Below are 13,434 nucleotides of genomic sequence, written 5' to 3'. Positions count from 1 at the left end.
ACTTCTGAATTCAGAAGTTCTTTTGACTTTTTTCAACAACAAAATAATTAAATATTTCCTTAGAGCTGGGAATAATCCTGATTTTTTGACTATTTTTTGTTACAATGAGAATGCGAAACTTTTTAGTGAAGGGACTAGAGGTATGAAGAAAAACTCATTTATAGATAAAATAAAAAAAACAGATGCCGCAGCAAAGAGTCAACGAGGTAGAAAGCCACATATTCCTTTTCGATTGAACTTATTATTTTTTGTGATATTCACTTTATTTGTTTCATTAATTGTTCGTTTAGGGTATTTACAGATTGTAGAAGGAGAAGAGTTTAACAAAAAAATCACTGCCAATTCTTCACTACAAATCACGACACCATCCCCTCGAGGACAAATTTATGATTCACAAGGAAAAGTCTTGGTTTCTAACAAAGCCAATTTAGCAATCACATACACACGAGGAAAAAATATTGAAGGAAAAGATATTTTACCGATTGCGAATAAAGTCAACGAACTTATTAACGTTCCAGTTGATCCAAACTTAACGGATCGTGATAAAAAAGATTATTGGTTAGCGAATCCTGAAAATTTAAAAGCAGCCCAAGCCCGTTTAACCGATCAAGATAAAGAAGATGAAAAAGGCAACAAAATTACGGACGAAGGCACATTATATGCCAAAGCAGTTGAAAAAGTCACCCCTGAAGAAATTGCGTTTGATGACCGAACCTTACAAGCAGTAACGATTTTTAAACGAATGAATGCCGCGTCACAAATGAACACGGTCTTCATCAAGAATGAAGGGGTAACAGAAGGTGAAATTGCGACAATTGGTGAACACACAGCGGAAATATCAGGTGTTTCAACAGGGACTGATTGGACGCGTGATTATTCTCAAAGTGGTGCATTACGTAGCCTGTTGGGTACCGTTTCAACTGAAAAACAAGGATTGCCAGCCGAAGAAGTCGATGAATATTTGAAAAAAGGCTATGCACGAAATGACCGTGTTGGAACTAGCTATTTAGAAAAACAATATGAAGACGTTCTACAAGGTAAAAAAGCAAAATCAGAAGTCGTTTTAGACAATAACGGAAAGATTGTTTCACAAACCCCAATTTCCAAAGGGGAAAAAGGCTCCAACTTAAAATTAACGATTGATTCAAATTTCCAAAACAAAGTTGATGAAATTTTACAACGAAACTATTCACAAATAGTCAAAACCATTGGACCATACTCAGAAAATGCGTATGTCGTTGCTATGAACCCTCAAACAGGAGCTATTTTAGCGATGTCCGGATTTCATCATGATTTAGCAACTGGAGAAGTCACACCTAATCCTTTAGCACCTATTTTGAATTCTGAAGTTCCTGGATCAGTTGTGAAAGCAGGTACTTTAACAGCCGGTTATGAAACAGGCGTCATTAAAGGCAATGATGTTTTAACAGATGAAGCTATTTTACTAGCAGGTAGTAATCCAAAAGCTTCTTGGTGGAATGCTTCTGGCGGAACAACCATGCAATTAACTGCGGAGCAAGCGTTAGAATATTCTTCGAATGCCTATATGATGAAATTAGTCTTTAAAATGATGGGTGTGAATTATTATCCCAATATGATTTTCCCTTATGAAGTAGGAGATGACACTGTCTTTAAAGAATTAAGAAAAGCTTTTGCAGAATATGGTATGGGAACGAAAACTGGAATTGATATACCAGGAGAAACAACAGGAATTCAAAACAAGGACTTTAAGGATTCGTCATCTGCGCCACAAGGCGGTAATCTTCTTGACCTATCTTTTGGGCAATATGATACCTATAGCGCGTTACAATTAGCACAGTACGTTTCCACTGTCGCAAATAATGGCATCCGCGTACAACCCCATGTGGTAGAAGGAATCTATGGCAATGATGAAAATGGAGCTTTAGGAAAAATTTTAAAAGAAATTGAACCAAAAGTTTTGAATAAGGTGAATATTTCTGAAGACCAGATAGGAATTCTTCAACAAGGTTTCTATAATGTGGTAAATGGAACTAGTCCTTTTACAACTGCACGTGGTTTAAAATCAGACAAGTTTTCGATTGCTGCTAAAACAGGGACCGCCGAAACGCAAGCAACAGATGCTAATGGAGTAAACCATACAACGGTTAATAGTAACTTGGTGGCTTATGCGCCGTACGAAAATCCTGAAATTGCAATTAGCGTTGTTTTACCACACTTAAATGATGAATCTTCCAAACCAAATCAAACGATTGCCAAAGAAGTTTTAGAAGCGTATATGGAAATGTACAAAAAATAAAATTTGTAAAGTAGTTCTACTTTACAAATTTGCCCAAAAGGGTAGTCAAATGACAAAAAAAATGGTATGATATTCAAGTCTAAGAAATCTCTTGGAAAGATCAATTATTAGTAGGAGGGGAAAACATGCGCGTAAACATCACTTTAGAGTGTACTTCTTGTAAAGAACGTAACTACTTAACAAATAAAAATAAACGTAACAATCCTGATCGTTTAGAAAAACAAAAATATTGCCCACGTGAAAGAAAAGTTACTTTACACCGTGAAACTAAATAATTTAGTTAGATAGAGCCTAGAATCCTTGTTGTGTAAGGGTCTAGGCTTTTTATCTATTGATTCATTACATGTTCATTTGTAGATGGAATGTAGAGGGAGGATTACCCAAGTTTGGCTGAAGGGGACGGTCTCGAAAACCGTTAGGCGAGTAACATCGTGCAAGGGTTCGAATCCCTTATCCTCCGTACCGAGAAGCAGTTGAGTTATTAGTTGCAAATAAAACGACAGAGACGTACACTTAAAGTAGAAAAATACTTAAGAAGAGGTGTCTATTATGTCAAACTATGAAGAAAAAGAAGCGCAAGCATTAGCAAAAATTGCCGACGTTTTGAACAAATTGGATGCAAGTTTAGAAGAGTTGGGCTCGCTAGATGAGGATACAAAAAAACATAGTATGAAGAAATGGATTGTTGAAAAAAAAGCCATTCATGAGATTAAAAAAATTGCACACGAAGCTGGTAAGTATGACAAGTATGATGAAAAAGAATTAGAAAAAGAAATGGATCTGTTGGAAAAGTTTATGTAAAAAAGCGCTAGCTTTTGTTCAACAGTTATTTAATTTTGAGTCTAGAATTAATCGTTTTGATTTTTTCTAGGCTTATTTTTTATGAAGTAAGCAAATCGTATCGGGAGAGGTATTGAATTAAGAAATAAAGCATGTATTGATTCAGAAAAAAAGTTGTAGTAAAATGTTCGTCACAACTACTTTTCTTCTGATTTCATAGAAGGAAAAGTTGGAATAATGAATTGAGAAGAGTCGATTTTTAGGAGATGATTTTAGGTGACTTTTTATCAATTATTGCAGTTAGATCCATTTATTTTAAAACAAAAAATTCATCAAGCGGACACTAAAAAACAGCGGAGATATTTTTGGCGCGCCTTGTTAATAAGGGATATCTTATTAGTTTCGTTTGCGATTTTATGGGTGTCGACGATTACTTTTTTCTTTGGAAAAGCTATAGCGCCTTTTTCAATTGTATTATTTTGTTTGCTGTTGAGTATCCGTTTCGTCTCATATGGCTACAGGGAAAAACAGGCCTTGCTTAGTTTAGGAATCGTGTTAACAATTCTAGGTGTTAGTCCACTAATTTCACTGATTTCTGTATCATTTTTACAATGGGGTCTTCATTTTATCTGCTTGCTGGCATTGTTTTTCTTAACTGGTAAAAACCCTAAAATGGGTAATCCTGGCTTGTATACGTTCTCCTACTTATATTTAGTTGGCACGGTTCACTATCAATCGTTTCAGCAATTAGAACAAACTTTCTTTGTATTAGTGTTTGCTTATCTACTTTTAGCTTTTGTTTATCATGTGAAACATAAAAAATTGGATCAAGATATTACTTTTATACAGATGGTTACAGAAAATGGTTTTTTTAATCAAAGAAATATTTGGTTTGGTTATTACGCTTTAGGCATTAGCTTATTACTTTTTATAGGAACGCACCTTCAGATTGACCGCTTTATGTGGGCAACATTTGCTAGTTCGTCATTATTTTCTGGGTATGATACGTTTAAATTGTCTGAACGAGCCAAAGAACGAATAATAGGGGTCGTTATTGGTTCTCTAGTATCGGCTATCTTGTTATTTTATTTACCAACGAACCTACTTGGTATTTTAGGTGGACTTTGTTTAGGTTTATGCACATCTTATAAAAGTAAAACGATTTTCAATTGTGTTGGTGCTATCATGGCAGCTTCTATGATATTTGGGCTAGAAACAAGTCTTTACTTAAGAATTTTGTTAAATATGTTGGGGCTAGCTTACGGTTTGCTTTATCATTTTGTCTTTGTAAAAACTATGTCCTATTGCAATCGCAAAGAGTGGCTGAAATTGTCTGAATAAAAGGAGCCTAACATTCTTTCTTGAAAGAATGTTAGGCTCCTTTTATTTTTAAATAGAATCATTGACTATATTTTTTGTAAATAAGAGTTTAAAAGTGGCAGAAGCTGGTTACTAATTTGGCTACCAAATGGCTACACAGGATAGTATAGGTAAGGTATAGGTAAGGATAGTATAGGTAAGTATAAAGTAGGATATAAACAAATGAATTCAGTGAACACAAGTTACGTAGTAAAATTGTATTTTTGAAAGATAAGTAGAAGTAATTTCATATTGGGAATTTATTGGGAAATTTTAGTATAGTCAACATGATAAATTAGTAGTATAAAGAATCTCTGAAAATGAATTATCAACGCTATAGATGCTTGTTTATATAGCTAAGTTTTCAGAAATAGAATGTTCAATATCTTTAAATCAAGTTAAGTATATTTAAGTGGAAAAACAGAATCGCTTAAATCTAAGAAAAAGAATAAGTTTTGTCATTATAGATCGCTTAAGGAGTGGTCTATTTTTGTATATAAAATAATCTAGGAGGTGGACAGTTATTGATAAAAGGGAAAAATAGGAGAGGTACAAACGAATAAGTTAGATTTTGAAAATGAATGTGATCAAAAATAAGAGTAGATGGATAAAAGGAATACATGGAGGATGAACATACTATTTCTATTATCTGTAAAAGTTCTACAAATAAAATATTAAGTGGTTAGAGGAGAGGTACAATGAAAGCTGGAATAAAAAAACATATTCGACAATTATTATGGGATTATCAACATATTGAAAAAAAATTACAAGAGTACGAGGATGTTATGTTAATGAATCGTAATCCTTTTTTAGAATACCCTGTAGAGCAACCAACTGAAAAAATAACTATCAGTCAAATTGCATTTCATAAATTATTTTTACAAACGGTAGAAGATATCTTAGCTGATTCTACAAGGGATGTACAGGATATCTTTTTAGTGAAATATAAAAATGGTTATCCATATAAAAAGAATGAATTTGTTGCTTGTGAGACGTTTTTGAGCGAGTCTACAATTGCTCGACGAGATACAGAATTTATCCATGAAATTGCTTATCGACTGGGTTGGTACGAAATTTGACAAAACGAAACAGGTCAATTCAACTATACTAGGTTTATGAACATATGTTCGCCGTGGACGCACGGAATAATGATTTAAGGAGGTAAATATAAGTGGTAAAAACAATTGGAGAAGTACGTAGTTACCTAGATAGTCTTATTGGAACAATAACTATTGATAAGTCAGACCGTTCTCTTGATGGCCAATGCGTAAGTTTAATTAAGAATTTACTAGAATTTCTCGGAGCACCTAATCCATATGCTGCAAGAGGACATGCAAAAGATATTCCGTCTACGTATGTTCCTCAAGGTATTGCGAAAACAGGCTTAGGAACACTAAATATAGCAGTTAATCGCTATGGCGGTAGCGGATACGGACACGTTTGGGTAAAAATTGGTTCTGATAGTTGGCAAGCAAATTGGGCTGGCAGACCCGTAAAGAAAAATGTTGGTGAAGATCCTATTACAGACATTTTAAATTTAGATCAATGGATTTCAACAGGTAGTAATCCGGTTGATGAAGAAAAAGCTACGACCTTAGGATCAAATGGGGAAGCGCTAATTAAAAAATTTGAAGATTGTCGACTTACAGCCTATGATCTTGGCGATGGTATGATTACTATTGGTTGGGGGCACGCTGAACCAAAAGGGCAAACAAGATTAATCCCAGGAGTAACTAGATGGTCACAAGTGCAAGCAGATAGTCAGTTTTGGAAAGATATAAAAGTTTATGAAAGTGCAGTAAATAGCTACTTTATCCGTTCTTTTAATCAAAATCAATTTGACGCAATGGTAAGTTTTACTTATAACAATGGTACGGGAGTATTTGCAAATTGGAATTGGGATAGAAATGCTTCTAATAGCTATATCACTGAATCATTTGCAAATTATATTAATAAAGGAACTGAATATGAGGAAGGATTGCGGCGACGTCGTCAAGAAGAAATTAACTTATTTAATAAACCAGTGAGTAATGAAGATTCTAGTTCGATACTAAATACAGAGGAGGAAGATGAAATGATTAAATTAACAGTTGTAGAAGGACTATATAAGGGAACAAAAGGCTATCTATATAATGGTCGATTTATCGTAGGTGGAAATACGGGAGACTATAACATTGTTTATCAAAAATTAAGATTGATGGAATCACAAGGTAAAATTAAACCAATCAATGATGATATTAATACTGCTGAATACGAAAAATTAATTAACATTTTCCCATCTTACAAAAATTCTAAATAATTGAGTAAAACAATCTTGATAAAGTTATTTAAGTTCTATTCAACAAATTTACTTAAGTTGTAATTTAAGTTTTTTTAAGCACAATATCTTGTGCGCGCTGGCTTATTATTCAATTTTTTTATGGTCGATGTATTTTCTAAATAGTATATTGTAATTAATAGACGGCAATGCCTCCATATCCGAAAGCACAGTTATGCTCGGATATGGGGGCTCTTTTTTTTTGAGGAAAAAGAATGGATGAACTATCGTATTTAAGTTGACAAGCATAGTTTGACTCATTTTTTTCCGTAGGTAAGTGTGATGTAAATAAACTTGAACATATTAATTACTAAAGATTAAAGGAGTTTACTAGACTAATATCTAAAATAAAAAAAGACGTTGCCCTGATTGGCGAAAATGAAGTCGATTTCTAGGACATAATACAATTCAGATTTATAATTTCGCTAGGAGAAGTGAAGAATATATATCTGAAGAAAATTCATTTGAAAGAGAAGCTGAATAGTGTGAAACGGTAGCTGAATTTTCTGATGATAATAGAACTGCTATATTATAGTAGTTTCGAAAACAAAAGAATATAGGAATAGAATAAAATGGTCAATTTTGAATGCATAGTCTGTAAAAGAAATTTTAAGATTATTTAACTGAGCAAAATACAATGCCATTAAAATCTTGAATAAAATTAAGGTGCACGCAAATACAAAAAAATGATTGGTACATAGTAAACGTAAATATCAGTAACAAAAATCCAAATGATTAGAAAATTTTTTAGAACGAAGTAAAATGGTTCACTAAATAATTGACTGGTTGGAAAAACGTTTGGAATAATGATTAAAGCCCTTTTTTAGATAAATGAATGACTAGACTAAAATCATATAGTTACTATATCTCGAAAAGTTATACTATTAATAAATGAAAAATACTAATTCACTGTACAAAATGAATATTTTTTTGATTGAAAAATATCATTTAAGTAGTTTGAAATATATAAATAACTTATCTTTACTTAATTTTTGTCCAGCGTATCTCTCAACCCCAGCCAACCACTCGCTGATAACAAGTACCAAAACGGCATAAACTGGATTAGATAGCGAGAGCGGCCGCCTTCAAAGAGCAATAAATACAGAATAGCTCCAATGAAAGCTAATTTTAAAATCGCGTAGTTATTTTTTGAATCTTTTAGAGGGATACTGAACAATAGACCTAGTAATGTGAGTAAATAGAAAAAATGCATATAAATTCGTAGATAGTTACTTTTTTGATTTTGCGGATAATACAGTGACCGCAAGTGTTCTTGCCAACGATTTTTAGAAGGTGTTTCTGGGATTAAATCACCGCCATCCCAACCCCAGTCAAAATCACCATTGGCAGTATTATGACGATTTTTTTGAGCCAGAAAACGGAGATAACCGAAGAATCCTTTATTTTTTAAACGGTCTTGAATCGTTTTTATGGTATAAGCTTTTTTGGCTTCTTGTGTAGGCAACTGATTTACTGCTTGTGTATCTGCATCATTGTAACCGCCAGTTCCCGTCAAACCCATCATTACAAAAAGTGTCCAAGGTTTGGCTTGTTCTTTATCGATTTCCGTAATCGTTTGTTTTTCCACAAAAAATTGAAAACTATAATATGCGCTGGCGAAACCAGTCAGTAAAAAGAGAGCAACCACGGTTAATTTTACGATAGACTGTTTGTTCCGATTTACTAAAAGAAGTTGCAGCACTTTGATACAACTAAATGCAATAAAAAAGATAATAGACGAAGGTTTCATTAAAAAACACCAAGCTAGGCCAATTCCAATAAACAGTAATAAACAATATTTTACGAAGGGAGGGGAAACCTGGTCAAAAAGGCTATATGCAAAAAAGACTAGGTTGATGAACAATAAGACGGCCGTATCTGTATAAGGCGTTAGTAACCATGGAGATAATCCGAAAGAAAGAAAAAATAAACTGTAAGCAACGAAGGCCGTTAATGGATTAAAGACACGTTTAGAGGCATGATAAAAGAGAAATAAACTGCTATTAATAAACAAGCAATTAACCGCTTGCCAACTAAACCAAGTATTGCTCCAGCTCTCTGTTACATCAATGAAACGCAAAAATTTATTAAGGTAATACATCATGAAAAAGAAAAATTCGTTATTGGGGTTTAAAGAAAGTACGATTTTTGAATAATTCCTATTTTCAGTGGTAATACTATGAAAGTTGTCAAAAACATCCCAACCAATCGGCACAGTAATCTGCGTCAGGAGTAAAAGTTGCAGTAAAAATAAACTGATCAAACTACCAATAATAACCACACGATCATGGGCTTTTATTAAGTGCCAGAGCACTTGAATCTTAGTGTAAAGAAATTTTTTGTTTTTATAAATAATCAACAATAGAATAATTAATAGAGGAAGTAAAACAAGCAAGTGCTTAGGCTTTTCCCAAAGAATTTTTACCAGCGAATAGGGAGAGTTAATTGCGCCGTAAAAGACAAATAAAATAAAAAAAGTAAAAATATAATTTTCTAGATTCAGAATCCGTTTAAAAGTAGCCATATTTTCTCCTTCCATTTTTTAGCTAGACTAGTTCTTATTTTATCATAAAGATTTTAAAATAAGAAAAAAGCCCTTCTTTTAAAAGAAAGGCTTAAAACTTTTCCTTACTTCACTTCTTTGTAACGGAAGAAGAAGCGTAAGACGCTATTTTGGCTAGTTGTTGTTAGTTTATCTGTCGGTAAGACTGTTAGTAAGAAGAAAAACAGACTAATCACAAGAGTGAAAAATAAGAAGACAGGACTGCCACCTGTTATCACAGTATCTGTTTGAACATCATATTTCAGTGTTGACATAACAGAGAAAACTTGTGTATAGCTACAGGCAATAGAAAGTAGATATAAAACAAGCACGCCCCAACCTGTCATCCCAGCATCACGATACCGACGTACACACATTGCCCACGTTGGTAATAATAAAGCTAACCATAAAACAAGTGCAAAAAGCATCAACGGTAATAAGTTTCCAAAATCATAGGTTTCAAAATATTCAGCTGCTAAAATTGCTGACACGGCTTTGCCGACAATGGCAATATAAAAAATAAGTGCTAAAATGCTTAATACCAATGTCATCCACCAATAACCAGCACGTGTGGTCCGACCTTTAAAATCAACATATCCACGAAAATAATCTTTAAAAGCTTGTCCAAATGTTACTTTACCTTTTTCCTCAATTTTAACCATAAAAACACCCCTTTGTATTTAATAAAATGATTATAACGGAAAGTAATAAAATAGGAAAATGCGAATTCGCATATTTTGTGGTTTTTTTGATAAATCATATAAAGAGCAGGTTTTATCAAAAAACGGTAAAATAAGAGAAGATATTTTATAATGGAGGAATCATGAATGAAAATCAGTATTAGACATCGCTACATAGCAAAAATTCCAGCATTAGAAGTGACAACAGAAGAGCAAAAAAACGAAGCATTACCTTTAATTGTTTACTATCATGGTTGGCAATCAGCTAAAGAATTATCTTTAACACAAGCAAGAAAATTAGCACACGAGGGGTTTCGGGTCATTTTACCAGATGCCATGAACCATGGAGAAAGAAAAACAGGACCTATTTCCACGATTCCATCGATTACATTTTGGAGTAGCATTCAATATAATTTGATTGAATTTCCAGTAATTATCCATCATTTTCATAAATTAGGGTTGATTAAAGAAAATTGGATTGGCGTGGGTGGTGTATCCATGGGCGGTATTACTACCAGCGCTCTTATGACCCAACATCCTGAGATTCAAGCTGCCGCTTGCTTAATGGGAACACCCTATCCGGCGCGCTATATTCAGCGAGTGATTCAACGGGCGAAAGAATTTGCTATTTTTGTACCTAAAGACTTGCCACTGTTGCTAAGTTGGGTACATCAATACGATTTATCACAAACGCCAGAAAGACTACAAGAACGACCGATGCTGTTTTGGCATGGAACGGAAGATGAAAAAATTCCCTATGAAGACATGGCTGATTTTGAACAATTAGTGTCTGGGAAAACGTATGCGAGAAATACGCAATTTATAACGGAAATCGGTGAGCGGCATTTAGTGAAAGGAGAAACAATGGATTTGGTTGTTGACTTTTTTAAAGAAGCGTCAAAAACGTTAGAAAAATAACGGGATTTTTCAAAGAGAAAAGGGGAATCAGCTTGTTTTTTAAGAACACTTTCTATAAACTTAACAGAAAAGGGGTTGAAGGTGTACATGGAGAAAAACAAGTTGAGAAAAGTGGGCTTAACTGCCCTAGAATGGCTAAAACAACATCCAGAAATTAAACAACATAAAGAATCAAGTCTCTATGAACAGTTGTTTGCTAGTCAGCAATGGCAACAAGCACAAACAATCGGAATGATTCGGTCGTTACCGCTAGAATTATCAACACAGCCAATTTTCGAACGGGCCATGCAAGAGGGCAAGCAAGTGGCGGTGCCGCGAACATTTAAAGGAGGCAAAATGCACTTTTATCAAGTCTTTCCAGAGACGGTTTATGACACCAGTGCATTTGGCGTGGAAGAACCTCCATTAACAGCGGCAGAAATAACAGCTACAGCGATTGATTTATTGATTGTGCCAGGGATTATTTTCAATCGTGCTGGCTATCGAATAGGCTTCGGCGGTGGTTTTTATGATCGTTATTTGGAACATTTTTCGGGCCATTCATGTAGTTTAGTTTTTAGTGAACAACTCCATGAACAATGGCAACCAGAAGCGTTTGATCAGCCAATCGAACAATTATTTATACAATAGGAGGAATGGAATGAACTATCAAACAGAAATGAAATTGAAACGGCTAAAAAATCAGCCGTTCATTACGTATGCCCTTTTAGGTATTTCAATCATTGTTTTCCTTGGATTGGAATTAACTGGAGGATCAGAAAATATTTTAAACTTAGTTAATTGGGGGGCAATGGTTCGTCCACTGGTAGCTCAAAATCATGAATACTGGCGGTTTATCACGCCAATGTTTCTTCACATTGGGTTTATGCATATTATTTTGAATATGGTTACTCTTTATTATATCGGCGCACAGGTTGAGGCAATTTATGGGCATTGGCGCTATTTGGGAATTTATTTATTGAGTGGGATTGCTGGAAATATCGCCAGTTTTGCCTTTGGGACACCCAACAGTGTCTCAGCGGGTGCTAGTACAGCGCTTTTTGGTTTGTTCGGCGCATTTGTTATTTTAGGACGCCATTTTAGAGACAATCCAGCGATTATGTATATGGTGCAACGCTATTCAATGTTTATTGTGATTAATTTGTTATTTAACTTGTTTAGTAGCTCTGTAGATATGATGGGTCATGTTGGCGGTCTAATTGGTGGACTATTAGTCGCGACGGCTTTTGCTGTTCCAAATCGTGAAGAAGCATTTAATAAGCACGAGCGAATTATGGCCACGTTAATTTTTATTTTTCTTGTCGTAATTTGTCTGTTATTGGGTTTTAAAAAATACGGTTTACCTGTATAATAAGGAAGTGTTTTCGTATGGAAACGTTATATGATGTACAACAACTTTTTAAACAGTTTGGGATGTATATTTATGTCGGTGCACGGATTTATGATATTGAGTTAATGATGATTGAATTAAAAAAATTGTATGAAGGTCAATTGGTAGACCGAGATACGTATTTACAGGCCCGGCATATTTTGCAAAGAGAGCATCGAATAGAAGAATCTAGAGGGAAGCAGAAAGGAATCGACTAAATGGATAAGAAGATTATTGGGATTGATTTAGGTGGAACGACCATCAAATTTGCTATTTTAACAACCGATGGCGTTGTTCAACAAAAATGGAGTATTGAAACGAATATTTTAGAAGATGGCAAGCATATTGTGCCATCAATTATTGAAAGTATTCGTCACCGTATAGATCTTTATAATATGAAAAAAGAAGATTTTGTGGGAATTGGTATGGGAACACCAGGAAGTGTCGACATTGAAAAAGGAACTGTTGTAGGTGCCTATAATTTAAACTGGACGACTGTACAGCCTGTCAAAGAACAAATCGAATCTGCTTTAGGAATTCCGTTTGCCTTAGATAATGATGCCAATGTTGCCGCTTTAGGTGAGCGTTGGAAAGGCGCGGGGGAAAACAATCCCGACGTGATTTTTATTACTTTAGGAACAGGTGTCGGCGGAGGCATTGTTGCAGCGGGAGAATTGCTCCACGGTGTTGCTGGCTGTGCTGGTGAAGTTGGGCATGTGACGGTTGATCCTAACGGCTTTGACTGTACCTGTGGGAAACGTGGCTGTTTAGAAACTGTTTCTAGCGCCACTGGTGTCGTTCGTGTTGCACGTCATTTATCAGAAGAGTTTGCAGGTGACTCTGAACTGAAACAAGCGATTGATGATGGACAAGATGTTTCGAGTAAAGATGTTTTTGAATTTGCTGAAAAAGGCGATCATTTTGCTTTAATGGTTGTGGATCGTGTTTGCTTCTATTTAGGCTTAGCCACAGGAAACTTAGGGAACACGTTAAATCCAGATAGCGTGGTTATCGGTGGAGGTGTTTCTGCAGCAGGAGAATTTTTACGTAGTCGTGTCGAAAAATATTTCCAAGAATTTACTTTCCCACAAGTTCGAAATAGTACAAAAATCAAATTAGCAGAGCTAGGTAATGAGGCCGGCGTCATTGGTGCCGCTTCACTAGCATTACAATTTTCAAAAGAGAAATAGA

Annotated in this window: 13 protein-coding genes, 1 tRNA gene and 1 pseudogene; 12 read left to right on the top strand and 3 right to left on the bottom strand. The window is 34.8% G+C overall.

The genetic code is table 11. The features are described from left to right. The first annotated feature begins 142 nt into the window (after positions 1-142). From IGJ24_RS11035 to IGJ24_RS11005, 7 genes are all read left to right on the top strand, one after another. Positions 143-2,278: a peptidoglycan D,D-transpeptidase FtsI family protein gene (locus tag IGJ24_RS11035; protein WP_002359399.1), complete on the top strand. Its 2,136-nt coding sequence runs from the start codon at positions 143-145 to the stop codon at positions 2,276-2,278. 125 nt (positions 2,279-2,403) lie between these two features. Next, positions 2,404-2,553, top strand: coding sequence for a 50S ribosomal protein L33 (gene rpmG / locus IGJ24_RS11030; RefSeq protein WP_002356321.1), 150 nt, complete (start codon positions 2,404-2,406; stop codon positions 2,551-2,553). Positions 2,554-2,648: 95 nt separating this feature from the next. After that, positions 2,649-2,738, top strand: a tRNA-Ser gene (locus IGJ24_RS11025). An 89-nt stretch (positions 2,739-2,827) separates the two neighbouring features. Then, positions 2,828-3,079 (top strand): hypothetical protein, encoded by a 252-nt coding sequence (locus tag IGJ24_RS11020; protein ID WP_002382470.1) that lies wholly within the window; start codon positions 2,828-2,830, stop codon positions 3,077-3,079. A 255-nt stretch (positions 3,080-3,334) separates the two neighbouring features. Next, positions 3,335-4,399 carry an FUSC family protein gene (locus tag IGJ24_RS11015; protein WP_202562638.1) on the top strand — a complete coding sequence of 355 codons (1,065 nt, stop codon included), beginning with the start codon at positions 3,335-3,337 and terminating at the stop codon, positions 4,397-4,399. A gap of 716 nt (positions 4,400-5,115) precedes the next feature. Beyond that, the gene (locus IGJ24_RS11010; protein WP_002362349.1) at positions 5,116-5,496 is read left to right on the top strand and encodes a hypothetical protein; all 381 of its coding nucleotides are present in this window, start codon (positions 5,116-5,118) and stop codon (positions 5,494-5,496) included. Between the two features lie 92 nt (positions 5,497-5,588). Further along, positions 5,589-6,716 carry a lysozyme gene (locus IGJ24_RS11005; protein ID WP_010777904.1) on the top strand — a complete coding sequence of 376 codons (1,128 nt, stop codon included), beginning with the start codon at positions 5,589-5,591 and terminating at the stop codon, positions 6,714-6,716. A gap of 569 nt (positions 6,717-7,285) precedes the next feature. Here IGJ24_RS11005 and IGJ24_RS11000 read toward each other — a convergent pair. The 3 genes and pseudogenes from IGJ24_RS11000 to IGJ24_RS10990 form a co-directional block, all read right to left on the bottom strand. Then, positions 7,286-7,466, bottom strand: a pseudogene (locus IGJ24_RS11000) (glucosyltransferase domain-containing protein); the annotation flags it as partial. Positions 7,467-7,719: 253 nt separating this feature from the next. Then, positions 7,720-9,273: a hypothetical protein gene (locus IGJ24_RS10995; protein WP_289865787.1), complete on the bottom strand. Its 1,554-nt coding sequence runs from the start codon at positions 9,271-9,273 to the stop codon at positions 7,720-7,722. A gap of 89 nt (positions 9,274-9,362) precedes the next feature. Continuing rightward, entirely contained in the window at positions 9,363-9,938 is a 576-nt protein-coding gene (locus IGJ24_RS10990; protein ID WP_002356327.1) for a DUF805 domain-containing protein, read from the bottom strand. A 165-nt stretch (positions 9,939-10,103) separates the two neighbouring features. On the opposite strand from IGJ24_RS10990, the gene IGJ24_RS10985 reads away from it, so the two are divergent. From IGJ24_RS10985 to IGJ24_RS10965, 5 genes are all read left to right on the top strand, one after another. After that, positions 10,104-10,874 (top strand): alpha/beta fold hydrolase, encoded by a 771-nt coding sequence (locus IGJ24_RS10985; protein WP_002356329.1) that lies wholly within the window; start codon positions 10,104-10,106, stop codon positions 10,872-10,874. 87 nt (positions 10,875-10,961) lie between these two features. Then, positions 10,962-11,504, top strand: a complete 543-nt coding sequence (locus IGJ24_RS10980) for a 5-formyltetrahydrofolate cyclo-ligase (protein ID WP_002425449.1) — start codon at positions 10,962-10,964, stop codon at positions 11,502-11,504. 10 nt (positions 11,505-11,514) lie between these two features. Further along, positions 11,515-12,225 carry a rhomboid family intramembrane serine protease gene (locus IGJ24_RS10975; RefSeq protein WP_002362481.1) on the top strand — a complete coding sequence of 237 codons (711 nt, stop codon included), beginning with the start codon at positions 11,515-11,517 and terminating at the stop codon, positions 12,223-12,225. Between the two features lie 17 nt (positions 12,226-12,242). Beyond that, positions 12,243-12,461, top strand: coding sequence for a YqgQ family protein (locus IGJ24_RS10970; RefSeq protein WP_002356332.1), 219 nt, complete (start codon positions 12,243-12,245; stop codon positions 12,459-12,461). After that, on the top strand, positions 12,462-13,433 hold the full coding sequence (locus IGJ24_RS10965; protein ID WP_002356333.1) for an ROK family glucokinase: 972 nt from the start codon (positions 12,462-12,464) through the stop codon (positions 13,431-13,433). Position 13,434: the final 1 nt, after the last annotated feature.

The organism is Enterococcus sp. DIV0546 (assembly GCF_051712785.1).
GTDB classification, from domain to species: Bacteria; Bacillota; Bacilli; order Lactobacillales; family Enterococcaceae; genus Enterococcus; species Enterococcus faecalis.
Note: the sequence above shows the minus strand (reverse complement) of the source record. Positions and strands in the feature narration are given on the sequence as shown.

Bases quoted from the DNA above. Each gene is read 5' to 3' on its own strand.
- IGJ24_RS11035 (WP_002359399.1), top strand. From the start codon at position 143: ATGAAGAAAAACTCATTTATAGATAAAATAAAAAAAACAGATGCCGCA.
- rpmG (WP_002356321.1), top strand. From the start codon at position 2,404: ATGCGCGTAAACATCACTTTAGAGTGTACTTCTTGTAAAGAACGTAAC.
- IGJ24_RS11010 (WP_002362349.1), top strand. From the start codon at position 5,116: ATGAAAGCTGGAATAAAAAAACATATTCGACAATTATTATGGGATTAT.
- IGJ24_RS10995 (WP_289865787.1), bottom strand. From the start codon at position 9,273: ATGGAAGGAGAAAATATGGCTACTTTTAAACGGATTCTGAATCTAGAA.
- IGJ24_RS10990 (WP_002356327.1), bottom strand. From the start codon at position 9,938: ATGGTTAAAATTGAGGAAAAAGGTAAAGTAACATTTGGACAAGCTTTT.
- IGJ24_RS10975 (WP_002362481.1), top strand. From the start codon at position 11,515: ATGAACTATCAAACAGAAATGAAATTGAAACGGCTAAAAAATCAGCCG.
- IGJ24_RS10985 (WP_002356329.1), top strand. From the start codon at position 10,104: ATGAAAATCAGTATTAGACATCGCTACATAGCAAAAATTCCAGCATTA.
- IGJ24_RS10970 (WP_002356332.1), top strand. From the start codon at position 12,243: ATGGAAACGTTATATGATGTACAACAACTTTTTAAACAGTTTGGGATG.
- IGJ24_RS10980 (WP_002425449.1), top strand. From the start codon at position 10,962: ATGGAGAAAAACAAGTTGAGAAAAGTGGGCTTAACTGCCCTAGAATGG.
- IGJ24_RS11020 (WP_002382470.1), top strand. From the start codon at position 2,828: ATGTCAAACTATGAAGAAAAAGAAGCGCAAGCATTAGCAAAAATTGCC.
- IGJ24_RS10965 (WP_002356333.1), top strand. From the start codon at position 12,462: ATGGATAAGAAGATTATTGGGATTGATTTAGGTGGAACGACCATCAAA.